Raw genomic sequence first — 22,669 nt, 5'->3', positions numbered from 1 at the left:
CCGCACGTGCCCTTCTCCCCGCCCGCCCCGCCGGCCTTCGCCGACTGCACTCCCCGCCAGAAGGCGGCCCGCGTCCTGTCCGACGGGCTGGCACCGGCGCACCTGGTGGTCGCCCTGCTCCTCCTCGTCGGCTGGCACAGCACCGGGTCGTGGACGGGGCTGGGATGGGGCCTGCTCGCCGCAGTGTTCTGCGGGGTCGTCCCCCTCGGCATCATCGCCGCCGGGGTCCGGCGCGGAACGCTGACCGACCAGCACATCCGGGTGCGCCGCCAGCGGGTCCTCCCGATGGCGCTGAGCCTGCTCTCCGTCCTCGCCGGGGTGGCCCTCCTGCACGTCCTCGGTGCCCCCGCCGAGGTCTTCGCGCTCGTCGTCGCGATGCTCGTGGGGCTGGTCTCCTCCCTGCTGGTGACGGTGGGCTGGCAGATCTCCCTCCACATGTCCGTGGCGGGTGGCACCGTGATGATCCTGCTGCTCGTCTTCGGGCCGGCGGTGCTCCCGGCGGCCGCGGTCGCCGCCGCCGTGGGCTGGTCCCGCCTGGCGCTGCGCGCGCACACCCCCGCCCAGTTGCTCGCCGGCACGGCGCTGGGCGGTACGACGGCCCTCACCTTCGCGCTCCTGACCTGATGCGGGCCGGCCGGGGCCGGGCCGGACACCGGCGACGGCGTCAGCGGCGCACCGCGCACAGCAGCCCGTCGCCCACGGGGAGCAGCGCGGCTTCCAGCGCCGGGCTCTCCCGGACGCTGCGCAGCAGCTCGCGGACGCGGAGCACCTCCACCGGCTGGGCCGCGGAGTCGACCGTACGGCCGTCGGAGAAGACCCCCTCGAAGCACACCAGCCCCCCGGGGCGCAGCAGGCGCAACGATTCGGCGAGGTAGTCGAGGGACTCGGTCGGGTCCCCGTCGCAGAAGACGAGGTCGTACCCGCCGTCGGCGAGGCGGGGCAGGACGTCGAGGGCGCGGCCGGGGATGAAGCGGGCGCGGTTGCCCGCGAAGCCGGCGGCACGGAAGGCCTGACGGGCGAAGGCCTGGCGGTCGGGTTCGGGGTCGACGGTGGTCAGGACCCCGTCCGGGCGCATCCCGTGCAGGAGGTGGATCCCGGAGACACCGGTCCCGGTGCCGATCTCGGCGACCGCCTTGGCGTCCGCGGTCGCGGCCAGCAGGCGCAGCGCGGCGCCGGTCCCGGGGGAGACGGAGCGCAGGCCCGCTTCCCTGGACCGGTCGCGGGCCCATCGCAGAGCGTCGTCCTCGGCGACAAACGCGTCGGCGAACGCCCAGCTCGTCTGCCGGTTGCCGGTAATGACCCTCTCCTGTCCCCATAGTTGGCGCAACGGTGACTGTATCCGTTGACGTCGGGAACCCGCAGATGGGACCGGGCGTTGTGAGGGTGGAGGCGGGACGAGAAGGACGGTGCCGGGCAGATCGGCGGCGGCCGCGGCCCCGGCGCCCAAGACTTGCGTAAAGATACTGCAAAAACCCTTATCCGGAGCTGACAGAGGGGGTGGCTATGGTAGGGACTCCACTGGACACCACCAGAGCCGACAGGGGAGGTGCGGCTGCGCCTGTGGATCGTGGAGGCGTGTTCAGACGCCTCTTCTGGTCGGCGGGTGAGCCGAAATCCGTGACCGACACTGCTGACCGCATCCACACCGCAGACACCGCAACCACCGCGACCTTTGCCGCAGATGCGGGATCGCAGGCGTGGACCCCTCCCTCGTGGGAGGACATCGTCAGCACGCACAGCGCGCGCGTCTACCGCCTCGCCTACCGCCTGACGGGCAACCAGCACGACGCCGAGGACCTGACGCAGGAGGTCTTCGTCCGGGTCTTCCGCTCGCTGTCCACGTACACCCCCGGCACGTTCGAGGGCTGGCTGCACCGCATCACCACGAACCTGTTCCTGGACATGGTCCGCCGCAAGCAGCGCATCCGCTTCGACGCGCTCGCGGACGACGCCGCCGAGCGGCTGCCGAGCCGTGAGCCGTCCCCCCAGCAGGTCCTGCACGACACGCACTTCGACGCGGACGTCCAGCAGGCGCTGGACACCCTCGCCCCCGAGTTCCGCGCGGCCGTGGTGCTGTGCGACATCGAGGGCCTGTCCTACGAGGAGATCGCGGCGACGCTCGGCGTGAAGCTGGGCACCGTGCGCAGCCGTATCCACCGGGGCCGCTCGCACCTGCGCAAGGCGCTCAAGCACAGGTCCCCCGCGGCCCGTGCCGAGCAGCGGGCCCTGGCCGGTGTGGCGACGGGCGCGCCGGACGCCGGGAGAGAGGGCGGAGCCGAGTGACCGGAGCCAGTCCGTCCCCTGCCGAACAGCACCTCGGAGACCGGCTCGCCGCCCTGGTCGACGGGGAGCTGCAGCACGACGCGCGCGAGCGGGTCCTGGCACACCTGGCGACCTGTGCCAGGTGCAAGGCCGAGGCCGACGCGCAGCGCCGTCTCAAGACCATGTTCGTGGAGAGCGCGCCCCCGCCCCTGTCCGCGGGGCTGCTCGCCCGCCTCCAGCAGCTGCCGGGCGGCGGCCAGGACGGCCCGCCGGGCGCCTCGGGGCCACCGGGACCGGGATCCGTGCGGCCCGACCCGTTCGAGGCCTTCGCGTACGCGCTGCCCGCTGCCGCGGCCCGGCCGCAGCAGGAGGGCTTCCGCATCCACGAGGTGGGTCGGCCGCGCCGGCGGTTCGCATTCGTCGCCGCCGGAGCGGTGTCGCTGGCGGCCCTCGCGCTGGGCGGCACGCTGCCGCTGGAGGGAACGGAGCCGAACGGGCGGGGTGATTCCCCGGCGCCCGCCTCCCGGCCCGGTCCCGCCCTGCCCGTGACCGATACCGGGGCCCGCGACCGGCTGCCCACGCCCGCGGCCGTACCGTCGCTCCTGACGGCCGTCGCGAGCCCGATGCCGCCCCCGCAGCCCTCTCCGCCGGGCTCGGCCCGTCCGGTCTCGCTGCTGCGCTGACCCGGGACCTGGTTGAATCGGCCGGACATGCGCACAGGTACGCGGGGAGCGCCGATGGCCGACAGGCAGCAGACCGATCCGGCTCCACGATGGTGGAGCCGGCCCGAGGGCACGGCCGACGGCCGTGCCGACGGGGTCCCGGCCCCGCGGCCCGGGAGCGGCGGCGAGGACGCCGACGGAGACGGTGACGGCGGGGGAAGCGGGACCGGCGGGCCGGCGGTGGCCGACCGGGCTTCCGCCGCGGTCCAGCAGGCGCCGGCCTCGCAGCCGCTCCAGGAGCCGCTCGTCCAGGAGCCGTCGGCGCACGACGTCCGCTACGACCCCTGGGGCGCAGGGCCCCTCCAGGTCGTGGACCGGGGCCGGGACCGCCGAGGCTTCCGGCTGTGGCAGGTGGCGGCCCTCGCCGCCTTGGCGGCGCTGCTCGCCGGCGGCATCGGCGGCTACGTCGGCGTGCTCGCCGAACGGCGGAGCAGCACCCGCCTGGAACTGCCTCAGGCGGCCGTCGCGGACCGCGGCCGGGCGCCCGACAGCGTGGCCGGGATCGCGGCCGCGGCACTGCCCGGCGTGGTGACCCTGCACGTGCGGGGCGCGAAGAGCAGCGGCACGGGCACCGGCTTCGTGCTGGACCCGCAGGGGCACATCCTGACCAACCACCACGTGGTCGCCGATGCCAAGGAGATAGCGGTCACCTTCAGCACCGGCGAGAGCGTCACCGCCGAGCTGGTCGGCCGCGACTCCGGCTACGACCTGGCCGTGGTCAAGGTCAGCGGGGTCCGCGGGCTGCGGCCGCTCGCCCTCGGCAACTCCGAGAACGTCCAGGTGGGCGACCCGGTCGTGGCCATCGGCGCGCCCTTCGACCTGTCCAACACCGTCACCGCCGGCATCATCAGCGCCACCGGCCGGCCGGTGACCGCGGGCGGCGACAAGGGCGACGGCAGCGACATCAGCTACGTCGACGCGCTCCAGACCGACGCCCCCATCAACCCGGGCAACTCCGGCGGCCCCCTCCTGGACGCGCGGGCGCACGTGGTGGGGATCAACAGCGCGATCCGCGGCGCCGACAAGGACGACCCCGACCGGCAGGGCGGCTCCATCGGCCTGGGCTTCGCCATCCCCATCAACCAGGGCAAGCGCGTCGCCGAGGAACTCATCGCCACCGGCCGCGCCACGCACCCCGTCATCGGGGTCACCCTCGACATGGACTACACCGGCGACGGGGCCCGGGTGGGCGACAAGGGCGAGGACGGCAAGCCGTCGGTGACCGCGGGCGGACCCGGGGCCCGTGCCGGGATCAAGCCGGGGGACGTGATCACCAAGGTGGACGGTCAGCGGGTCCGCGGCGGCGACGAACTGATCATCAAGATCCGCGCCCACCGGCCCGGCGATCCGCTCACCCTGACGGTCCTGCGCGACGGCCGGGAGCGCACCCTCGGCGTCGTCCTCGGGTCGGCGAACGGCTCGTGATCACGGGGTGGCCCGGGGGTGAAAGCCTCACGGGACCGGGACGCGTGTAGGGGCCCGCGGGCCTGGGCGGGTACCGTGTGTTCGGGCCCGAAGTGACAGAGAGCCGAGGAGCGGCAAGGTGTTCAACGACATAGGCGCACTCGAACTCGTCACCATCGTGGTTCTGGCCATCCTCGTCTTCGGCCCGGACAAGCTCCCGAAGGTCATCCAGGACGTCACGGGATTCATCCGCAAGGTCCGCGCGTTCTCCGACAGCGCCAAGCAGGACATCCGCTCCGAACTCGGACCGGAATTCAAGGACTTCGAATTCGAGGACCTGAATCCGAAGACCTTCATCCGCAAGCAGCTGACGGAGAACGAGGACATCAGGGAGATCCGCTCCAGCTTCGACCTGCGCAAGGAGCTGAACGACGTCGCGGACGCCGTCAACGACCCGGAGCCCGACGCCCCGGCGCCCGCCCCGTCCGGCGCGCCCGGCGGCGCCGACCTCCTGAAGAAGCCCGCGGCCCCGGCCGCAGAGCAGCGCGCCCGCTTCGACGCCGACGCCACCTGACCCAGCCTGCCCGGCGATCGGGGGTCCGGTGGCTATCCTCCATCTGTCCGGATCGCGGGACGCCCGAGGGAGGGGGTCCCCCCAGCGCAGCGAGGGGGAGGGCCGTTCCGGACCCCACGGAACGAGAGGCCGCCCAGATGGAGACGACGAGCAGCAGCCTGGTAGGGGCACAGACCGCCGAGGCACCCGGCGCCACGGACCCCGCTCAGGAACCGCACGGCAGTCCGCATACGAGCTCCCATACCGGCGACCGGGGTGAGGGGCAGCAGCCGGAGGCCGCCGCCCCGGTGCCGGCGGCCCGCCGGACGGCCGAGGGCTTCCTCGCGGCCGATTTCCCCTGGTACGGGCTGGACAGCGCCTTCACCGGACCGCGCTGGCTCATGCAGGTCGGCACCGCCGCCGACGGTACGGTCGAGCACGGCTCGACCGGCCACGGCGACGAGCCCTCCGCCCGGGGAGAGATCGCCACCGGTGAGAAGGAGCGCTTCGCGGTGGTCATCACGGTGGCGAGCAACCCGCTGCGCCGCAGCGGTGACGGCACCGGAGTCCTGGAGGCCACCTCGGTCTCCTCGGCGGCCTGGCTGGCCGGCTCCGGGCTGCTGGCCTACAGCTGGCCCGGCCAGATGGACCATTCGCTGCGCGACGACTGGCTCGACCAGCAGACCGAGGCCGCGTGGGAGCTCGCCGACGACCTCGACGGCGAGGACTGGTCCACCCTGTCGCTGCCGGTCGACGGGGAGCCGACGACCTTCCACTACCGCGAGTCCGAGTTCGGCTGGGTGCTCGCCGGCTCCACCGGCAGCGGCGTCCACCTGGGCGCCTACGGCCGCGGGATGAGTGCCTACGGCCTCGGCTTCGCGGCCATCACCGACCTCGGCACGTACGAGTAGCCCTCCCCGGCCGACGGTACGACGAAGGGGGGCACCGCCGGCCGGCGGTGCCCCCCTTCGTACGAGGTCCCCTAGAACTTGTTGCGCGGGGTGATGCCCAGCGACATGCCCGACAGGCCGCGCGCCCGGCCGCCCAGCTTGCCCGCGATCGCGCGCAGGGCCGCGCCGGCCGGCGAGTCCGGGTCGGACAGGACGACCGGCTTGCCCTCGTCACCGCCCTCGCGCAGGCGCACGTCGATCGGGATCTGGCCGAGCACCGGCACGGTCGCGCCGACCGTCCTGCTCAAGCCGTCGGCGACCTTCTGACCGCCGCCCGAGCCGAAGACGTCCACCATCTCGTCGCAGTGCGGGCACGGCAGGCCCGACATGTTCTCGACGACACCGACGATCTTCTGATGGGTCTGCACGGCGATCGAGCCGGCCCGCTCGGCCACCTCCGCCGCGGCCTGCTGCGGGGTGGTGACGACGAGGATCTCGGCGTTCGGCACGAGCTGGGCCACCGAGATCGCGATGTCGCCCGTACCGGGCGGCAGGTCGAGCAGCAGCACGTCCAGGTCGCCCCAGAAGACGTCGGCCAGGAACTGCTGGAGGGCCCGGTGCAGCATCGGACCGCGCCACACGACCGGCGCGTTGCCCGGGGTGAACATGCCGATGGAGATGACCTTCACACCGTTCGCGGACGGCGGCATGATCATGTTCTCGACCTGGGTGGGACGGCCGTCCACGCCCAGCATGCGCGGCACGCTGTGGCCGTAGATGTCCGCGTCGACCACACCGACCTTCAGGCCGTCCGCCGCCATCGCGGCGGCCAGGTTCACCGTGACGGAGGACTTGCCGACGCCGCCCTTGCCCGAGGCGACCGCGTACACACGGGTCAGCGAACCCGGCTTGGCGAAGGGCACCTCGCGCTCGGCGGTGCCGCCGCGCAGCGTCGCCGCCAGGTCCTTGCGCTGCTCGTCGCTCATCACGTCGAGGGAGACGGCGACGGAGGTGACGCCGGCGACCTTCTCGACGGCCTCGGTGACGTTCCGGGTGATGGTCTCGCGCATGGGGCAGCCCGACACCGTCAGGTAGACCGTGACGGCGACCGCGCCGCCGTCGCCGATCTCCACCGATTTGACCATGCCGAGCTCGGTGATCGGCCGGTGGATCTCGGGGTCGTTCACCGTCGCCAGCGCGTCCAGGATCGCGTCCTGCTCAGGCACGGCGGCGGAGCTTGTGTCGGTAGCCATGCCCCGATGGTACGGCCCGGTAGCACGGCTCGGGAAAGGCCGTCAGCGGTCGCCTTCATCACGTTCCGCCGGGAATAGGCGGCGCTCGTCCATCTCCTTTATCAGGTCCTGGAACTCCGACCTGATCCAGTCGCGCGTGGCGACCTCGCCCAGGCCCATCCGCAGGGCGGCGATCTCCCGCGTCAGGTACTCGGTGTCGGCGATGGACCGCTCGTTCTGCTTGCGGTCCTGCTCGTGGGTGACCCGGTCGCGGTCGTCCTGCCGGTTCTGCGCGAGCAGGATCAGCGGCGCCGCGTAGGAGGCCTGGAGGGACAGCATCAGCGTCAGGAAGATGAAGGGGTACTCGTCGAAGCGCAGGTCGTCCGGCGCGAAGACGTTCCACAGCACCCAGACGATGATGACCAGCGTCATCCAGACGATGAACCGGCCCGTGCCCAGGAAACGCGCCACCCGCTCCGACAGCCGCCCGAAGGCCTCCGGGTCGTACTCGGGCAGCAGCGAGCGGCGCGGCGCCCGCGGCAGGTCCAGCCGGACCCGCGGACGGGCCAGCGCGCTCGCCCCGGCCGGGCCGGACTTGCCCGCCCGCTCGGCGGCACGATCCGCCGTGTCGGCCGGCTGCCCGTGCTCGCGTCCCGCGTGCGACCGCGCCTGTTCGCGCCGCTCCCGGATCTGCTCCCGGCGCCGCTCGCGTCCCTGCTCGCCGCGCCCCCGCTCAGTGCCCACGCAGCGCCTCCTCCGAATGGAAGTCCGTCTCGCGCCAGTCGTCCGGCAGCAGGTGGTCCAGTACGTCGTCCACCGTCACCGCGCCCAGCAGCGAACCGCTCTCGTCGACCACCGGCACCGCGACCATGTTGTAGGCGGCCAGGTGCGTGGTCACCGCGGGCAGGGAGGCGTCCGGACGCAGCGGCGGCAGGTCCGTGTCCACGATGGAGCTGACCAGCGTGAACGGAGGGTCGCGCAGCAGCCGCTGGAAGTGCACCGTCCCCAGGTACTTGCCGGTCGGCGTCTCGTCCGGCGGCCGGCACACGTACACCTGCGCCGCCAGCGCCGGCGACAGGTCCGCCTGCCGTACGCGGGCCAGCGCGTCCGCGACCGTCGCGTCCGGACGCAGCACGATCGGCTCGGTGGTCATCAGGCCGCCGGCGGTGTTCTCCTCGTAGGACAGCAGGCGGCGCACGTCGGCCGCGTCGTCCGGCTGCATCAGCGTCAGCAGCCGCTCCTTGTCGTCCTCCGGCAGCTCCGAGAGCAGGTCGGCGGCGTCGTCCGGGTCCATCGCCTCCAGGACGTCCGCGGCGCGCTCCTCCTTCAGCTTGCCGAGGATCTCCACCTGCTCGTCCTCGGGCAGCTCCTCCAGGACGTCTGCCAGCCGGTCGTCATCGAGGGCGTTGGCCACCTCGGCGCGCCGCTTCGGCGTCAGGTGGTGCAGGACGTTCGCCACATCGGCCGGGCGCATCTGCTCGAAGGTGGCGACGAGGTTCTCCGCGCCCTGACCGTGCTCCTCCAGGGAGAAGCCCGTCACGGCCGACCACTCCACCGTCAGCGCCTCGCCGCGCCGGCGCAGCGCACCCGACTTGCCCTTCCGTACGAAGATCCGGTCGATCTCCCAGTCCCGGCGGGCCGGAAGCTGCTGGATGGCCACGTCCAGGACGGTGACCTCCTCGCCGCTGGCGACCAGGGTCACGCGCCGGTCCAGCAGCTCGCCCAGGACCAGCCGCTCGGTGGGGCGCTGCTCGAAGCGCCGCATGTTGATGACGCCCGTGGTGATGACCTGCCCGGACTCGACCCCGGTCACCCGGGTCATCGGCAGGAAGATCCGCCGCCGGCTCACCACCTCGACCACCAGGCCCAGCAGCCGCGGCGGGCGGCCGCCGACCCGGAGCATCGCGACGAGGTCGCGCACGCGGCCCACCTGGTCGCCGTTGGGGTCGAAGACGGGTACACCCGACAGATGCGAGACGAAGATCCGCGGGGCGCCTGCAACCATCCGAGCGCCTCCCAGAGCCTGTGCCGACAGTCGTGCCGCCCCTCAGGCTAGCCCGTGCCGTGGGAAGGCGTCCTGGTGGGGAGGTCCGCCCGGGGCCCGGCGGAGCGCGGGGAGGGGGCGCGGGGCGCCGCACACGGGCGGGTACGCTGCCTGCTGGCCGCAGACGACCGACGAGAGGCACCTGCCCGTGACCGCCCACTTCCCCGCCGCGCGGCTGCGCCGGGCCGCCTTCATCGGTGTGCTGTGCGCGGGCCTCGCCGTGACCGGTACCGGCTGCGGGGAGGACCCGGACGAAGGCACGAACGGCGTCGGAAAGCTCTCCGCCGACAAGATCGAGGCGAAGGCGAAGGCGGCCGCGACCGAGGCCGACTCGGTGCACCTGTCCGGCACGCTGGTCAGCGGCGGCAAGTCCTTCACCGTCGACATGCGGCTCAAAGCGGACGGCGGCTCCGGCGAGGTGAAGTCCAAGGAGGACACCTTCCAGCTGCTGCGGGTGGGGGAGCAGCTCTACCTGAAGGCCAGTGCGGCGTTCTGGGGGCAGTCCGACTCGGCCGGCAAGCTCGGCGACAAGTACGTGAAGGTGCCCGAGGGCGACCCCTCCTACAAGCAGTTCCGCGGCTTCACCGACATGGACGTGCTCCTGGACGGCCTGCTGGGCCTGGAGGGCAAGCTCGCCAAGGGCTCCTACACCAAGGTCGGCCACACCCGCGCGGTGCAGGTGACCGCGGACGAAGGCAAGGGCGGCAAGCTCTCGGTGTCGTTGGAAGGGACCCCGTACCCCCTGCTCATGGAGCGCGCCGGCGGCGCCGGCCGGGTCGAACTCGCGGAGTGGGGCAAGCCCTTCCAGCTGGATCCGCCCGCGCAGGACCAGACGGTCGACTACGGCAGCCAGCTGCCGACGACCAGGGGGGAGGGCGGCGAGCCCGCCCCCGGCCCCTCCAAGGGCTCGGGCCAGGGCGCGAACCCCACCAAGCCCTGAGTCGCATCCGGCACCTCGCGGTCGGCCCCGGCGCGCCCTACCCCCGGGCGGCCTTCTTGCGCTTGAGCAGGAGCTTCGGCAGGGCTGCGGGGACCGCCCTGCGGGTGGTGGCCGGGGAGCCCAGCGGGGCCGCGGCCAGCGAGCCGTCCGGCAGGTCGGAGCGGACCGACTCCGGCTCCAGCCGGAGCAGCCGGCATTCGCGTGCCCACCGCTCGGTCATGGCCTCCGAGTCGGGCGCGTTCAGCCGCTTGCCCTTGAGTTCGGCGACGGCCGCCTGCCACTCCTCGCCGCGGGGCGCGAGTTCCCGTACGGTCGCCGTCCAGGCCACCAGCCGGCCGCCCTTGTCCTTGCTCCGCACGGTCACCTCGGCCGCGGCGCCGTCCGCCAGCCCCGGGAACGGCTGCTCGCCGGGCCCGTCGCCGACCACGTGGGCCGCCCCGTCCACCCAGGCGTGCCACAGTGCGCGGTCCGCCCCGGCGCCGCGGACCCAGATCAGGCCGGACTTCTTGGTGGCCTCCTCGACGAGGGCCAGGTCGAGCGTGCTCACAGTCATGCGGACAGCGTAGGGGGTCGCCGCGCGGACGCTAGAGCCAGCCGTGGCGGCGCAGCGCGCGGTGGATGGTGAAGCAGGCGCCGAAGATCGTCGCCATCACCATCGGGTAGCCGTACTCCCACCGGAGCTCGGGCATGTGGTCGAAGTTCATTCCGTACACCCCGCAGATCATCGTCGGCACGGCGATGATGGCCGCCCACGAGGTGATCTTGCGCATGTCCTCGTTCTGGGCGACCGTCGCCTGCGCGAGGTTGGCCTGGAGGATCGAGTTCAGCAGTTCGTCGAAGCCCACCACCTGCTCGTGCACCCGCGCGAGGTGGTCGGCCACGTCCCGGAAGTACTTCTGGATGTCCGGGTCCACCAGCCGCATCGGCCGCTCGCTCAGCAGCTCCATCGGCCGCAGCAGCGGCGAAACCGCCCGCTTGAACTCCAGCACCTCGCGCTTGAGCTGGTAGATCCGGCCGGCGTCGCCGCCGCGCGCACGGCCCTTGGCCGGCGCGGCGAAGACCTCGCTCTCCACCTCGTCGATGTCGTCCTGCATCGCCGCCGCGACCGCGATGTAGCCGTCGACGACGTGGTCGGCGATGGAGTGCAGGACGGCGGAGGGCCCCTTCGCCAGCAGCTCGGGGTCGTCCTGGAGGCGGTGGCGCAGGCCCTTGAGGGAGCCCTGGCCGCCGTGCCGGACGGTGATGACGAAGTCGGGACCGGTGAAGCACATCACCTCGCCGGTCTCCACCACCTCGCTGGTGGCGGTCAGTTCGGCGTGCTCCACGTAGTGGATCGTCTTGAAGACCGTGAACAGGGTGTCGTCGTAGCGCTCCAGCTTCGGGCGCTGGTGCGCGTGCACCGCGTCCTCCACGGCCAGCGGGTGCAGGCCGAAGGTGGCGGCGATCCCCGCGAACTCCGCCTCCGTCGGCTCGTGCAGGCCGATCCAGGCGAAGCCGCCGTCCTCGCGGACCCGGCGGATCGCCTCACGGGGCGTCAGGCACGCCGGTCCCAGCACCCGTCGGCCGTCGCGGTACACGGCGCAGTCGACCACCGCGCTGCTCGCCGACGGGTCGCGGGTGGCGTCGTAGCCGGGCTGGACGGTGGTGGACTTGCGCAGGGACGGACGTACGGCCGCACGCAGGTAGGGCAGCATCGACATGGCAGGCTCCTTCGCACGCACGGCTGAGGACCGTACGGGTGGGAGACCCCCCGGCGCGGCGGGCGGGCAGGCCCGGGCAGGCGGGAGGGAACAGGACGGGAGGACAACGTTCTGCCGTCGCTCTTCTACTGATCAGAAGATCACAGAGGGCGGGAAGCGCCCGCCGGAGAAGCGGAAGAGCGATTGGTACTGCACGATCGACTTCGGTCCACCGCAGCCCCACCTCCTCCGGCCGGTCCCCCGTGGGGGACGTCCTGTCTCCGGGGCCTTGAAACAACGCTTCTGCGTGCGGCCCCGAACAGCTGTCAACACTATCAGCCGACGGATGGTCAAGAGGCGTCCTTTACCCGGCTCATACGAGTTCTATGCTCGTTCCATGGCAGAAATTCTGGCTCTCGTCGAGGCCCGGCTGCGCACCGCGCTCGGTGAACCCGACGCCCGCGCCGCCGTCACCTTCCTGGGCACCGACCGCATCGAGGTCCTGCGTTTCGCCGAGGGCGACCTCGTGCGGTACGCGACCCTCGGAATGTCCGCGAACCCGATGACCGATCCCACCGCCGTGGTCGCCGATCCGGTGCGCGGCCCCCGCGCCGAACTGGTGCTGACCGTGCGGGGAGGACTGGCGGACACCGACAAGGTGCTCCGGCCGCTCGCGGTGCTGGCCGCCTCCCCGCAGGTGGAGGGGCTGGTCGTGGCGCCGGGCGCCTCGCTCGACGTGGGAGGGCCGCTGTGGGACGGGGCTCCCTTCAGTTCCGTCCTCGTGGCGGAACCGGGCGGCCTGGTCGAGGACCTGGAACTCGACGAGCCCATGGAGCCGGTGCGGTTCCTGCCGCTGTTGCCCATGACGGCCAACGAGGCGGCCTGGAAGCGGGTGCACGGCGCGGCCGCCCTCCAGGAGCGCTGGCTCGCGCGCGGAACGGACCTGCGGGATCCTCTGCGTAGCGCTGTCGCACTGGACTGACAGCCCGGACGGGTGACCGTGCCTTGACTGGCGGCCGGGCGGGGAGGAGCGTGGCTACCTATGAGGGGTGAACCAACTTGCCCGAAGTGCGGTGGCCGGGTCAGGGCGCCCGGTCTCTTCTCCGACTCCTGGCAGTGCGCGGTGCACGGTGCTGTCCACCCCCTGCAACCCGTCATCCCGCCGAGCGTGGAGGGCCTGGGCGTCGTCGTGCACCGGGCGCGTGTGCCGGTGTGGATGCCGTGGCCGCTGCCGCTGGGATGGCTCTTCACCGGAGTGGCGTCCGCCGGTGACGACCGCAGCGGGGGCCGGGCGACGGTGGTCGCCTGTTCCGGCCCCGGACCCGTGGGCGGTATGGGGGAACTGCTGCTGATCGCGGAGGAGCTGGGCGTCGGCCTCGGCGCGCGCTACGCGGGGATCGACGGGCCCGACCCCGGCCCGTCCATCGACATGGCCGGGCCGCCCCACACCAAGGTGGTCGCGGCGGGCCGGCCGACACCGCTGTGGCACGTGGGGGGCGGTCCGGACGACCGGGCCGTCTTCGCGGGCGAGGCGCGCGGCCTGTGGCTGTGGGCGATCGTCTGGCCGCAGCAGTCGGGCCTCCTGCTCTACGACGAGCTGGTCCTGACGGACCTGCGCGAGGGCGGCGCCGAGGTGGAACTCCTCCCGTGCGGGGCGCTGAGCCCGCGCCTCCTGGGCCCGGCGTAGGAGCGGTCCCGCCGAGCAGGCAGGGTCGGCGGCGCCCACGGTCCGGCCCGCCCGGCCAGGCTGCCCCGGCCCGCCCGAGAGTCCGCACGGAGATCCTTCCGGCGAAAGCGGACCTTCCGCCCGGTTATCCTGGGGTGTCCCCCCGGCCGTACGACCCATGGAGCCGCTGTGCGCATCGACCTGCACGCGCACTCCACGGCGTCCGACGGGACGGACACCCCCGCCGAGCTGGTGCGCAACGCCGCGGCCGCGGGGCTGGACGTGGTCGCGCTGACCGACCACGACACCGTGGGCGGGTACGGCGAGGCCCTTGCCGCCCTTCCGGCCGGACTGACGCTGGTGACCGGCGCCGAACTGTCCTGCCGCCTCGACGGCACCGGCGTGCACATGCTGGCCTACCTCTTCGACCCCCAGGAGCCCGACTTCGCGCGCGAGCGGGAACTCGTCCGCGACGACCGGGTCCCGCGGGCGCGGGCCATGGTCGGCAAGCTCCAGGAGCTCGGCGTGGACGTCACCTGGGAACAGGTGGCGCGGATCGCCGGTGAGGGTTCGGTCGGCCGGCCGCACATCGCCACCGCACTCGTCGAGCTGGGCGTCGTGCCCACCGTCTCGGACGCCTTCACACCGGACTGGCTCGCCGACGGCGGCCGCGCATACGCCGAGAAGCACGAGCTCGACCCCTTCGACGCCGTACGCCTGATCAAGGCGGCCGGCGGGGTCGCCGTCCTCGCGCACCCCGCGGCCGTCAAGCGCGGCCGGTGCGTGCCGGCGTCCGCGATAGCCGAGCTGGCGGCCGCGGGCCTGGACGGCATCGAGGTGGACCACATGGACCACGACGCCGACACCCGGGCGCGCCTGCGCGCTCTGGCGGCCCCCCTCGGGCTGCTCACCACCGGCTCCAGCGACTACCACGGCAGCCGCAAGACCTGCCGTCTCGGCGAGTACACGACCGACCCCGAGATCTACGGCGAGATCACGCGCCGGGCGACCGGCGCCTTCCCTGTGCCCGGCGCCGGCGGACGCGAGCGCTGACCGGCCGCCCGTCGGCCCGCTCCACCCGTCCCCCTCTTCTTCTTCGCGACACCCCTCTCTCCTGCAAGGCATCACTGTGTTCGACTTCGCCGTCTTCGGATCCCTTTTTCTCACCCTTTTTGTGATTATGGACCCCCCGGGGATCACGCCGATCTTCCTGGCGTTGACCTCCGGCCGTCCCGTGAAGGTGCAGCGCCGCATGGCCTGGCAGGCTGTCTGCGTGGCCTTCGGCGTCATCGCGGTCTTCGGCGTCTGCGGTCAGCAGATCCTCGACTACCTGCACGTCTCCGTCCCGGCCCTGATGATCGCCGGCGGTCTGCTGCTCCTGCTGATCGCGCTCGACCTGCTCACCGGCAAGACCGACGAGCCCAAGCAGACCAAGGACGTGAACGTCGCCCTGGTCCCGCTGGGCATGCCGCTGCTGGCCGGGCCCGGCGCGATCGTCTCGGTCATCCTGGCCGTGCAGAAGGCGGGCGGGGCGGCCGGCCAGATCTCCGTCTGGGCGGCGATCATCGCCATGCACGTCGTGCTGTGGGTCACCATGCGCTACTCGCTGGTGATCATCAGGGTGATCAAGGACGGCGGCGTCGTCCTGGTGACCCGGCTCGCCGGCATGATGCTGTCGGCGATCGCCGTCCAGCAGATCATCAACGGTGTGCTCCAGGTGGTCCAAGGAGCCTGATCGCCCGCCCGGGCTCGTACGTATGCGAACGCCCCCGCACCGGTCCCGGTGCGGGGGCGTCGAGGTTTTCGCGCGGAAGCGTCAGGAGGACGCACTCTCGGCCGGTCGGATCAGGATGCGCTGGCCGACCGACGCGGCCTGCTGCACGATCCGGTTGACGGAGGCCGCGTCCACGACGGTGCTGTCCACGGCGGTCCCGTCGACGTCGTCCAGGCGCAGAATCTCGAAGCGCACGGGCTTCTCCCTTCGTCAGTGTTTCTCCTTGCACTGGGTCAACGAAGTGTAAGCCGCAATCATTCCCTACGCTAAGGAAATTTTTTGACTGGCTAACTACATCGGGGTGGCGGAGTGCCAGAACGATGCCAACGCCGAGGCGGTGGTGGCCGGATCCTCGGCGTTGGGGGAGTGCTCCGTCCCCGGGACGACCACCCGCCGCGCGCCCAGCCGCTCGGCCATCGCGTCCATCAGCGGGACCGGCCAGGCGTAGTCCACCGCCCCCGAGAGCACCAGCTTCGGAAGGTCCACCCGACCCAGCTCGTCCACCCGGTCGGGCTCGCAGATCAGCGCCCGGCCCGTGGCGATCAGCTGCTCGGGGACGGTCGCCAGCCACCGCCGGCGCAGGAAGTCCGTCAGCTCCCGGGAGTCCTGGGCCCCGTCCTGCGGGTCGGCCGCCCGCATCGCCGCCCAGATCCCCGGCATGTCGTCACCCATCGCCTCCAGAGCCGCGACCAGCAGCTTCGTACGCGCCTGCTGCTCCTCGGCGATCGCCGCCGGCCCGCTGCTCAGCAGGGTCAGCGAGGCGAAGGAGGAGGCGTCCCGCAGCACGGCGGCCCGCGAGACCAGCCCGCCGAGCGAGTGGCCGACCAGGTGCACGCGGCCCGCGTCCAGGGCCCTGACCTGCGCCAGTACGTCGCGCGCCAGTTCCTCCAGCCCGTACGCCGACTCCTCGCGCGGGCCCGGTGTCTCGTACTGGCCGCGCCCGTCGACGGCGACCACCCGGTAGCCCGCGGCGGCGAGCGGCTCCAGCAGGGCGATGAAGTCCTCCTTGCTGCCCGTGAAACCGGGGACCAGCAGGGCGCTGCCGCGCACCGGCTCACCTGCCTCGTGCACGGCGAAGGGGCCGCGATCGGTGGAGAGGTGGTACGCACGGGCGACGGACGGCAGCGTGAGGCGGGGCGGCTTGCTCATGGCCCGAGGTTACCGGCCCGTAGCTCCCGGCACACCCGGGTACGCCGCGGCCCCGACCCCCTCGGAAGGGGGCCGGGGCCGTGTGCACGGGGTGCTACGCCTCCGGGGCGGCCGCGGCCTTGCGGGTGCGGGTGCGCTTCGGCTTCGCCGGAGCCTCCTCCGCCACGGCGACGGCCTCTGCGGCCACCGGAGCGGCCTCGGCGGCCTTGCGGGTGCGGGTGCGCTTCGGCTTCGCCGGAGCCTCCTCCGCCGCGGCGACGGCCTCTGCGGCCACCGGAGCGGCCTCGGCGGCCTTGCGGGTGCGGGTGCGCTTCGGCTTCGCCGGAGCCTCCTCCGCCACGGCGCTCTCGGCGACCGGGGTCACCGGTGCGGCAGCGGTCTTGCGGGTCCGCCGCGCCCGGACGGGCTCGACGGGCGGAGCCATCTGGAAGTCCGGCTCCGGGGCCGTCTCCACGACCCGGCGCGGGCGGCGCGCCCGGACGGGCGCCGGCTCGACCGGCGGGACCATCTGGAAGTCCGGCTGCGGGCTGCTCTGCACGGCCTTGCGGACGCGGGCGCGCCGCGGAGCCGCGGCCTCCTCGGCCACCGGCGCGGCGGCCACGGGGGCCGCAACCACGGGAGCCGCAACGACAGGAGCCTCGGCCACGGGTGCCTCGGCCACCGCCGCCGGCGCGGACTGCACCGGCACCGCACCCACACGGGTCCGGCGGCGTCGCGGCCGACGAGGCTCGTCACCTGCGGCGGGCGCCTCCGGAGCCTCAACCACGGGGGACGCCGCCGGCTGGTCGGCGCCGACCTCGGACCCGCCGCGCGTGCGGCGGCGCTGGCGCGGCGTGCGGGTACGGGCCGGACGCTCCTCGACCGCCGGAGCGGCCTGTGCGCCCCGACCGCCGCGGCCGCCACGGCCGCCGGTCTCGCCCAGGTCCTCCAGCTCCTCGGCCTTCAGGCCGGCCCGCGTGCGCTCGGCGCGCGGCAGGACGCCCTTCGTGCCGGCCGGGATGTCGAGCTGCTCGAACAGGTGCGGCGACGTCGAGTAGGTCTCGACCGGGTCGTGGAAGTCCAGGCCCAGCGCCTTGTTGATCAGCTGCCAGCGCGGGATGTCGTCCCAGTCCACCAGGGTGACGGCGATGCCCTTGTTGCCCGCGCGGCCGGTACGGCCCACCCGGTGCAGGAAGGTCTTCTCGTCCTCCGGCGTCTGGTAGTTGATGACGTGGGTCACACCCTCGACGTCGATGCCGCGCGCGGCGACGTCGGTGCACACCAGCACGTCGACCTTGCCGTTGCGGAACGCGCGCAGCGCCTGCTCGCGCGCGCCCTGGCCCAGGTCGCCGTGGACCGCGCCCGACGCGAAGCCGCGGCGCTCCAGCTGCTCGGCGATGTCGGCCGCGGTGCGCTTGGTGCGGCAGAAGATCATGGCCAGGCCCCGGCCCTCGGCCTGCAGGATGCGGGAGACCAGCTCCGGCTTGTCCATGTTGTGCGCACGGAAGACGTGCTGCGTGATGTTGGCGACGGTCGCGCCCTCGCCGTCCTCGGAGACGGCGCGGATGTGCGTCGGCTGGGTCATGTACCGGCGGGCCAGCCCGATGACCGCGCCCGGCATGGTCGCCGAGAACAGCATCGTCTGACGCTTGGCGGGCAGGTAGGCCATGATCTTCTCGACGTCGGGCAGGAAGCCCAGGTCGAGCATCTCGTCGGCCTCGTCCAGGACGAGCGCCCGGACGTGCGAGAGGTCGAGCTTGCGCTGGCCGGCCAGGTCGAGCAGGCGGCCCGGGGTGCCCACGATCACGTCGACGCCCTTGTTGAGGGCCTCGACCTGCGGCTCGTACGCACGGCCGCCGTATATGGCCAGGACGCGGACGTTGCGGACCTTGCCGGCGGTGAGCAGGTCGTTGGTGACCTGGGTGCACAGCTCGCGGGTCGGAACCACCACGAGGGCCTGGGGGGAGTCGGTCAGCCGGTCGGGCGTGGCCCGGCCTGCCTCGACGTCCGCGGGGACGACGACCCGCTCCAGCAGCGGAAGGCCGAAACCGAGCGTCTTGCCGGTTCCGGTCTTGGCCTGGCCGATGACGTCCGTGCCGGAAAGGGCGACGGGGAGGGTCATCTCCTGGATCGGGAAGGGGGACACAATGCCGACGGCTTCAAGGGCTTCGGCGGTCTCGGGAAAGATCCCGAGGTCTCGGAACGTAGTCAGGGTGCTGCCTCTTCTGTGAGACGCGGCGCGAGGCGGCGAGGGGGGTCCTACCGTGCTGGCTTGCAGTACTGCCACGTACGAAGCTGCGCGGGACCACTGGCCTTCGCTCAAGCGCTCTGCCGCTGAGGGGGCCCCTCGTGGGAGGCGGTACGCATGGACGTACGCACCACACCGAGGGCGGTCGGTTGGAGCCGATCGGGCCACCGACCGGGCATCCTCATTGGGACGGCCCGCCGAGTATTCGGCAGGCGCATTACCACTGTACCCCGGAATCGCGCAGGTGTGTCGGGTGAATTCACCGGGCCGGTGGGTTTAGGTGGACAGGCTATGAGTAGACGTGGTGCCTTGAGGCGCCATTCGGCGGGCTATTGTGCGGAGCATGCCGACCGTTGAAAACGCCTCGCCCGCCGACGACAGCACCCCCGCCGAAGCGACGGGGATCGCCTCGCAGGACTGGGCGACCGCATCTGCCTCGCCGCAGTACCGGGCCGCCGTCGTGGACCTGCTGGGCGCGCTCGCGTACGGGGAACTCGCCGCCTTCGAGCGCCTCGCCGAGGACGCGAAGCTCGCTCCCACCCTGGAGGACAAGGCCGAGCTCGCCGCGATGGCCTCCGCCGAATTCCACCACTTCGAGCGGCTCCGCGACCGCCTCGCGACGATCGAGGCCGAGCCCACCGCCGCCATGCAGCCCTTCGCCCAGGGCGTCGACGACTTCCACCGCCAGACCGCCCCGTCGGACTGGCTGGAGGGCCTGGTCAAGGCGTACGTCGGCGACTCCATCGCCAGTGACTTCTACCGTGAGGTCGCCTCGCACCTGGACACCGACACCCGCGCCCTGGTGCTCGGCGTGCTCGACGACACCGGCCACGGCAACTTCGCCGTCGAGAAGGTGCGCGCCGCCATCGAGGCCGACCCCCGCTGCGGCGGCCGCCTCGCCCTGTGGGCCCGCCGGCTGATGGGCGAGGCCCTCTCGCAGGCCCAGCGCGTCGTCGCCGAGCGCGACGCCCTGTCGACCATGCTGGTCGGCGGAGTCGACGGGATGGCGGCGGGCTTCGACCTCGCGGCCGTCGGCGAGATGTTCACCCGTATCACCAAGGCCCACACCAAGCGGATGGCCGCTCTCGGCCTCGCCGCCTGACCGGAGACGGTCCGGCGGCCCCGCCGCCCGACCGGAGGGTCCCCGAACGCCGTCGGCCCCGGCGCGCCGTGTGCGCGCCGGGGCCGACGTACGGGTACGGGGAGCGGTCACCCCTGCGGCTCACCCCCGCGACGGGAGCGAAAACGGAGTCCGGTGGGGGCGCCTGCGGGCTCCGCGGGCCGGACGGAGCAGCAGCGACAGCACCACGGCCGACACCAGCACCGCGCCGACGAAGGTCGCCATCAGCGTGTAGTGCCCGGGGCCGAGCGCGAAGTGGGTGAGATAGGCGCCGAACAACGCCCCCAACACCCCACTGGCCAGCACCAGCCGACGCGAGGGAAGCCGGGGGGCGAGCACTCGGACGGCCGCGGCGGACAGGGCGAGGCCCAACAGCGCGGAGCCGAGCACTTCCATCAGCACCATGAGGCCTCTCCCATACGTCAGGGCAAACCGGGTCAGTGCGGTCCTACCCGAAGCGGAAGAAAGAGAAACGGCCCGGTGGTATCAACCACCGGGCCGTTTCGGACAGTTCTCAGAGCGCCCCGAAACCGACCTTGCGCGTGGTCGGCTCACCGAGGTCGACGTACGACAGGCGGTCGGACGGCACCAGGACCTTGCGGCCCTTGTTGTCGGTGAGGCTCAGCAGCGGCTCGTTGCCGGACAGCGCAGCGCTGACGATGCTCTCCAGCTCCTCGGCGCTCAGGTCGCTCTCCAGCACGATCTCCCGGGGTGCGTGCTGCACGCCGATCTTGACCTCCACGGCTTTGTCCCTCCGACGATCCGGTTCGCGCGATCAGCCGCGCCGTACGCGGACCACATTAGCCCGGAGAGGGGACGCGGACTGCGCAGAGCGGACACGCTGGCAGCGAACACCGCGCAGGCGTCAGGACTCCGTGCCGTGCAGCGGGAAGCCGGCGATGCCGCGCCAGGCGAGCGAGGTCAGCAGGCCGACCGCGGTGTCACGGGCGACCGGGCTCTCGCTGGAGAGCCAGTAGCGGGCGACGACCTGGGAGACCCCGCCGAGGCCCACGGCCAGCAGCATCGACTCGTCCTTGGACAGGCCGGTGTCCTCGGCGATGACGTCCGAGATGGCCTCCGCGCACTGGAGCGAGACGCGGTCGACGCGCTCGCGCACCGCGGGCTCGTTCGTCAGGTCGGACTCGAAGACGAGTCGGAAGGCGCCGCCCTCGTCCTCCACGTACGCGAAGTAGGCGTCCATCGTGGCGGCCACGCGCAGCTTGTTGTCGGTCGTCGACGCCAGCGCCGTGCGCACGGCCAGCAGCAGTGCCTCGCAGTGCTGGTCCAGCAGGGCCAGGTACAGGTCGAGCTTGCCCGGGAAGTGCTGGTACAGCACCGGCTTGCTCACCCCGGCGCGCTCGGCGATGTCGTCCATCGCCGCCGCGTGGTAACCCTGGGCGACGAAGACCTCCTGGGCCGCGCCCAGCAGCTGGTTGCGCCGGGCCCGGCGCGGCAGTCGCGTGCCCCGCGGACGCGCTGCCTCGGTCTGCTCGATGGCTGTCACGCCGCCTCCCACTTTCTCTCAGAACACAGGCGCTCTGCGCCGCGCCGCCATCGTACTTTTCGGTAACCGAATCTGGGGGGTCCAAGCAGAGTTTTCTCGCGGTACGGACGGCCCGGAGGCGCTGGTCAGCGGTCGGTCGCCGGTCGGTCAGCGGTAGTCGTCCTCGTCCAGCGGCACGACCCGCGCCTGCTCGGCGGCATCGCCGTCGGCGGCCTGGCCGGTCGCCGAGCCGCTGTCCGGCTCGTCGTCGTCCGGCCGCAGATCGGCCTGCTGCTCCGCCACGTCCGCCTCGGGCGCCTCAGGATCATCGAGGGATTCCGGAAACCGCTCCCGGAAGGTGTCCGGCTCCGCAGGGTCGACTGTCATCGCCGCTCCCCTCGCTTCCTTGTGTCACTTACGAGCCTAGGAGGATCGAGGGGGCACCGCTATGCGGATACCAGGATCCGCGATGTGTCTGTGACCGCGAACACAACAAGTGGAGTGTGATCCTCTCGTAACATTGCCCGCATGTCTTCGACCGAGCTGCCGGGCGTACGGTCCGCCGCCGAACCGTCCTTCCCCGCGGAAGCGGTCCGGCTGGCCGACGGCGAGCAGCTGCGCATCGCCGCGCTGCCCGGGCTGGAACTGGCCGTCCGGTCCCACCCGCCGCGGCGGACGGGCCTGCCCCCCGCGCTCTTCGTGCACGGACTGGGCGGCTCCTCGCACAACTGGTCCGCCCTCATGGCGGAGCTGGCGGACACCGTCGACGGCGAGGCGGTGGACCTCCCCGGATTTGGCTGGTCCCCGCCGCCCGCGGACCGCAAGTACTCGGTCACCGCCTTCGCCCGGGCCGTCATCCGCCACCTCGACGCGGCCGGACGCGGGCCCGTCCACCTCTTCGGGAACTCCCTCGGCGGCGCCGTCTCCACCCGGGTCGCGGCTGCCCGCCCCGACCTCGTGCGTACCCTGACGCTCGTCTCCCCGGCCCTGCCCGAACTGCGCGTGCAACGTTCGGCCGTGCCGACGGCGCTCCTCGCGGTGCCCGGCGTGGCAGGCCTCTTCAGCCGGATGACCCAGGGCCTGAGCGCAGAACAGCGCACCCGGGGAGTGATGGACCTCTGCTACGGCGACCCCTCCCGGGTGACTCCGGAAGGCTTCCGCAACGCGGTGGAGGAGATGGAGCGCCGCATGGCCCTCCCGTACTTCTGGGACGTGATGACCCGCACCTCGCGGGGCATCGTCGACGCCTACACCCTCGGTGGCCAGCACGGACTGTGGCGCCAGGCGCAGCGCGTGCTCGCCCCCGCCCTGCTGGTCTACGGTGGCCGCGACCAACTGGTCTCGTACCGTATGGCCCGCAGGGCCGCCGCCGCCTTCCGCGGGTCGCGGCTGCTGTGCCTGCCCGAGGCCGGGCACGTGGCGATGATGGAGTACCCCGAGGTGGTGGCCGCCGCCTTCACGGAGCTGCTGCGCGACACCTGCGCGGGAGCTGCGGACCGGGACACCGAAGACGGCAGGGGCTGA

General features: G+C 72.7%; 26 protein-coding genes. 13 read left to right on the top strand and 13 right to left on the bottom strand.

Going from position 1 to position 22,669, the window contains the following annotated elements:
- Positions 1–6 precede the first annotated feature (6 nt).
- On the top strand, positions 7–624 hold the full coding sequence (locus IF89_RS0126000; RefSeq protein WP_043194410.1) for a hypothetical protein: 618 nt from the start codon (positions 7–9) through the stop codon (positions 622–624).
- Positions 625–664: 40 nt separating this feature from the next.
- Here IF89_RS0126000 and IF89_RS0125995 read toward each other — a convergent pair whose 3' ends face one another.
- Positions 665–1,327, bottom strand: coding sequence for an O-methyltransferase (locus IF89_RS0125995; protein WP_030710037.1), 663 nt, complete (start codon positions 1,325–1,327; stop codon positions 665–667).
- A gap of 176 nt (positions 1,328–1,503) precedes the next feature.
- Here IF89_RS0125995 and sigE point away from each other — a divergent pair, with 176 nt between their 5' ends.
- From sigE to IF89_RS0125970, 5 genes are all read left to right on the top strand, one after another.
- Entirely contained in the window at positions 1,504–2,283 is a 780-nt protein-coding gene (gene sigE, locus IF89_RS0125990) for an RNA polymerase sigma factor SigE (RefSeq protein WP_078628513.1), read from the top strand.
- A complete protein-coding gene (locus IF89_RS0125985) occupies positions 2,280–2,945 on the top strand; it encodes an anti-sigma factor family protein (protein ID WP_030772840.1) in 666 nt (221 codons plus the stop codon). The genes sigE and IF89_RS0125985 overlap by 4 nt, the downstream gene beginning before the upstream one ends.
- Before the next feature lie 54 nt (positions 2,946–2,999).
- Complete coding sequence (locus IF89_RS0125980) at positions 3,000–4,409, top strand: trypsin-like peptidase domain-containing protein (protein ID WP_043194400.1); 1,410 nt, start codon at positions 3,000–3,002, stop codon at positions 4,407–4,409.
- Between the two features lie 118 nt (positions 4,410–4,527).
- On the top strand, positions 4,528–4,962 hold the full coding sequence (locus IF89_RS0125975) for a sec-independent translocase (RefSeq protein ID WP_030772835.1): 435 nt from the start codon (positions 4,528–4,530) through the stop codon (positions 4,960–4,962).
- A 137-nt stretch (positions 4,963–5,099) separates the two neighbouring features.
- Complete coding sequence (locus IF89_RS0125970) at positions 5,100–5,852, top strand: hypothetical protein (RefSeq protein ID WP_030772832.1); 753 nt, start codon at positions 5,100–5,102, stop codon at positions 5,850–5,852.
- A 71-nt stretch (positions 5,853–5,923) separates the two neighbouring features.
- On the opposite strand, the gene IF89_RS0125965 is transcribed toward IF89_RS0125970, so the two are convergent.
- The 3 genes from IF89_RS0125965 to IF89_RS0125955 form a co-directional block, all read right to left on the bottom strand.
- Positions 5,924–7,084, bottom strand: a complete 1,161-nt coding sequence (locus IF89_RS0125965) for an Mrp/NBP35 family ATP-binding protein (protein ID WP_051807632.1) — start codon at positions 7,082–7,084, stop codon at positions 5,924–5,926.
- A gap of 42 nt (positions 7,085–7,126) precedes the next feature.
- Positions 7,127–7,633, bottom strand: coding sequence for a DUF1003 domain-containing protein (locus IF89_RS0125960; RefSeq protein WP_051807644.1), 507 nt, complete (start codon positions 7,631–7,633; stop codon positions 7,127–7,129).
- Between the two features lie 163 nt (positions 7,634–7,796).
- Positions 7,797–9,068 carry a magnesium transporter MgtE N-terminal domain-containing protein gene (locus IF89_RS0125955; protein WP_030772823.1) on the bottom strand — a complete coding sequence of 424 codons (1,272 nt, stop codon included), beginning with the start codon at positions 9,066–9,068 and terminating at the stop codon, positions 7,797–7,799.
- Between the two features lie 187 nt (positions 9,069–9,255).
- On the opposite strand from IF89_RS0125955, the gene IF89_RS0125950 reads away from it, so the two are divergent.
- A complete protein-coding gene (locus IF89_RS0125950; RefSeq protein ID WP_234327872.1) occupies positions 9,256–10,047 on the top strand; it encodes a hypothetical protein in 792 nt (263 codons plus the stop codon).
- 37 nt (positions 10,048–10,084) lie between these two features.
- On the opposite strand, the gene IF89_RS0125945 is transcribed toward IF89_RS0125950, so the two are convergent.
- Positions 10,085–10,600 carry a hypothetical protein gene (locus IF89_RS0125945; RefSeq protein ID WP_030772817.1) on the bottom strand — a complete coding sequence of 172 codons (516 nt, stop codon included), beginning with the start codon at positions 10,598–10,600 and terminating at the stop codon, positions 10,085–10,087.
- A gap of 31 nt (positions 10,601–10,631) precedes the next feature.
- Complete coding sequence (locus tag IF89_RS0125940) at positions 10,632–11,747, bottom strand: magnesium and cobalt transport protein CorA (protein ID WP_030772814.1); 1,116 nt, start codon at positions 11,745–11,747, stop codon at positions 10,632–10,634.
- A 376-nt stretch (positions 11,748–12,123) separates the two neighbouring features.
- On the opposite strand from IF89_RS0125940, the gene IF89_RS0125935 reads away from it, so the two are divergent.
- The 4 genes from IF89_RS0125935 (at position 12,124) to IF89_RS0125920 (ending at position 15,127) form a co-directional block, all read left to right on the top strand.
- Entirely contained in the window at positions 12,124–12,708 is a 585-nt protein-coding gene (locus tag IF89_RS0125935; protein WP_030772811.1) for a suppressor of fused domain protein, read from the top strand.
- Between the two features lie 60 nt (positions 12,709–12,768).
- Positions 12,769–13,413, top strand: a complete 645-nt coding sequence (locus tag IF89_RS0125930) for a DUF6758 family protein (RefSeq protein ID WP_030772807.1) — start codon at positions 12,769–12,771, stop codon at positions 13,411–13,413.
- Between the two features lie 168 nt (positions 13,414–13,581).
- Positions 13,582–14,445 carry a PHP domain-containing protein gene (locus tag IF89_RS0125925; RefSeq protein WP_030772804.1) on the top strand — a complete coding sequence of 288 codons (864 nt, stop codon included), beginning with the start codon at positions 13,582–13,584 and terminating at the stop codon, positions 14,443–14,445.
- Between the two features lie 76 nt (positions 14,446–14,521).
- Entirely contained in the window at positions 14,522–15,127 is a 606-nt protein-coding gene (locus tag IF89_RS0125920; RefSeq protein WP_030772802.1) for a MarC family protein, read from the top strand.
- A gap of 81 nt (positions 15,128–15,208) precedes the next feature.
- Here the strand turns inward: IF89_RS0125920 and IF89_RS47105 are convergent, their stop codons facing one another.
- From IF89_RS47105 to IF89_RS0125905, 3 genes are all read right to left on the bottom strand, one after another.
- Positions 15,209–15,361, bottom strand: coding sequence for a hypothetical protein (locus IF89_RS47105; RefSeq protein ID WP_199820563.1), 153 nt, complete (start codon positions 15,359–15,361; stop codon positions 15,209–15,211).
- A gap of 96 nt (positions 15,362–15,457) precedes the next feature.
- Complete coding sequence (locus tag IF89_RS0125910) at positions 15,458–16,315, bottom strand: alpha/beta fold hydrolase (RefSeq protein ID WP_030772800.1); 858 nt, start codon at positions 16,313–16,315, stop codon at positions 15,458–15,460.
- Between the two features lie 94 nt (positions 16,316–16,409).
- Positions 16,410–18,416 carry a DEAD/DEAH box helicase gene (locus tag IF89_RS0125905; RefSeq protein WP_234327871.1) on the bottom strand — a complete coding sequence of 669 codons (2,007 nt, stop codon included), beginning with the start codon at positions 18,414–18,416 and terminating at the stop codon, positions 16,410–16,412.
- Between the two features lie 469 nt (positions 18,417–18,885).
- Here IF89_RS0125905 and IF89_RS0125900 point away from each other — a divergent pair, with 469 nt between their 5' ends.
- Complete coding sequence (locus IF89_RS0125900; RefSeq protein WP_030772795.1) at positions 18,886–19,644, top strand: ferritin-like fold-containing protein; 759 nt, start codon at positions 18,886–18,888, stop codon at positions 19,642–19,644.
- A gap of 120 nt (positions 19,645–19,764) precedes the next feature.
- On the opposite strand, the gene IF89_RS38300 is transcribed toward IF89_RS0125900, so the two are convergent.
- The 4 genes from IF89_RS38300 to IF89_RS0125880 all read right to left on the bottom strand — a co-directional run bounded on the left by IF89_RS38300 (position 19,765) and on the right by IF89_RS0125880 (position 21,532).
- Positions 19,765–20,064, bottom strand: a complete 300-nt coding sequence (locus IF89_RS38300) for a hypothetical protein (protein ID WP_051807640.1) — start codon at positions 20,062–20,064, stop codon at positions 19,765–19,767.
- Between the two features lie 112 nt (positions 20,065–20,176).
- Complete coding sequence (locus tag IF89_RS0125890; RefSeq protein ID WP_030772789.1) at positions 20,177–20,404, bottom strand: DUF3107 domain-containing protein; 228 nt, start codon at positions 20,402–20,404, stop codon at positions 20,177–20,179.
- Positions 20,405–20,527: 123 nt separating this feature from the next.
- A complete protein-coding gene (locus tag IF89_RS0125885; RefSeq protein ID WP_030660116.1) occupies positions 20,528–21,166 on the bottom strand; it encodes a TetR/AcrR family transcriptional regulator in 639 nt (212 codons plus the stop codon).
- Between the two features lie 147 nt (positions 21,167–21,313).
- Positions 21,314–21,532 (bottom strand): hypothetical protein, encoded by a 219-nt coding sequence (locus tag IF89_RS0125880; protein ID WP_030772785.1) that lies wholly within the window; start codon positions 21,530–21,532, stop codon positions 21,314–21,316.
- A gap of 141 nt (positions 21,533–21,673) precedes the next feature.
- Between IF89_RS0125880 and IF89_RS0125875 the strand changes: the two genes are divergently transcribed.
- Positions 21,674–22,669, top strand: coding sequence for an alpha/beta fold hydrolase (locus tag IF89_RS0125875; RefSeq protein WP_030772783.1), 996 nt, complete (start codon positions 21,674–21,676; stop codon positions 22,667–22,669).

Source organism: Streptomyces sp. NRRL F-2664 (assembly GCF_000719345.1).
GTDB lineage: Bacteria > Actinomycetota > Actinomycetes > Streptomycetales > Streptomycetaceae > Streptomyces.
Note: the sequence above shows the minus strand (reverse complement) of the source record. Positions and strands in the feature narration are given on the sequence as shown.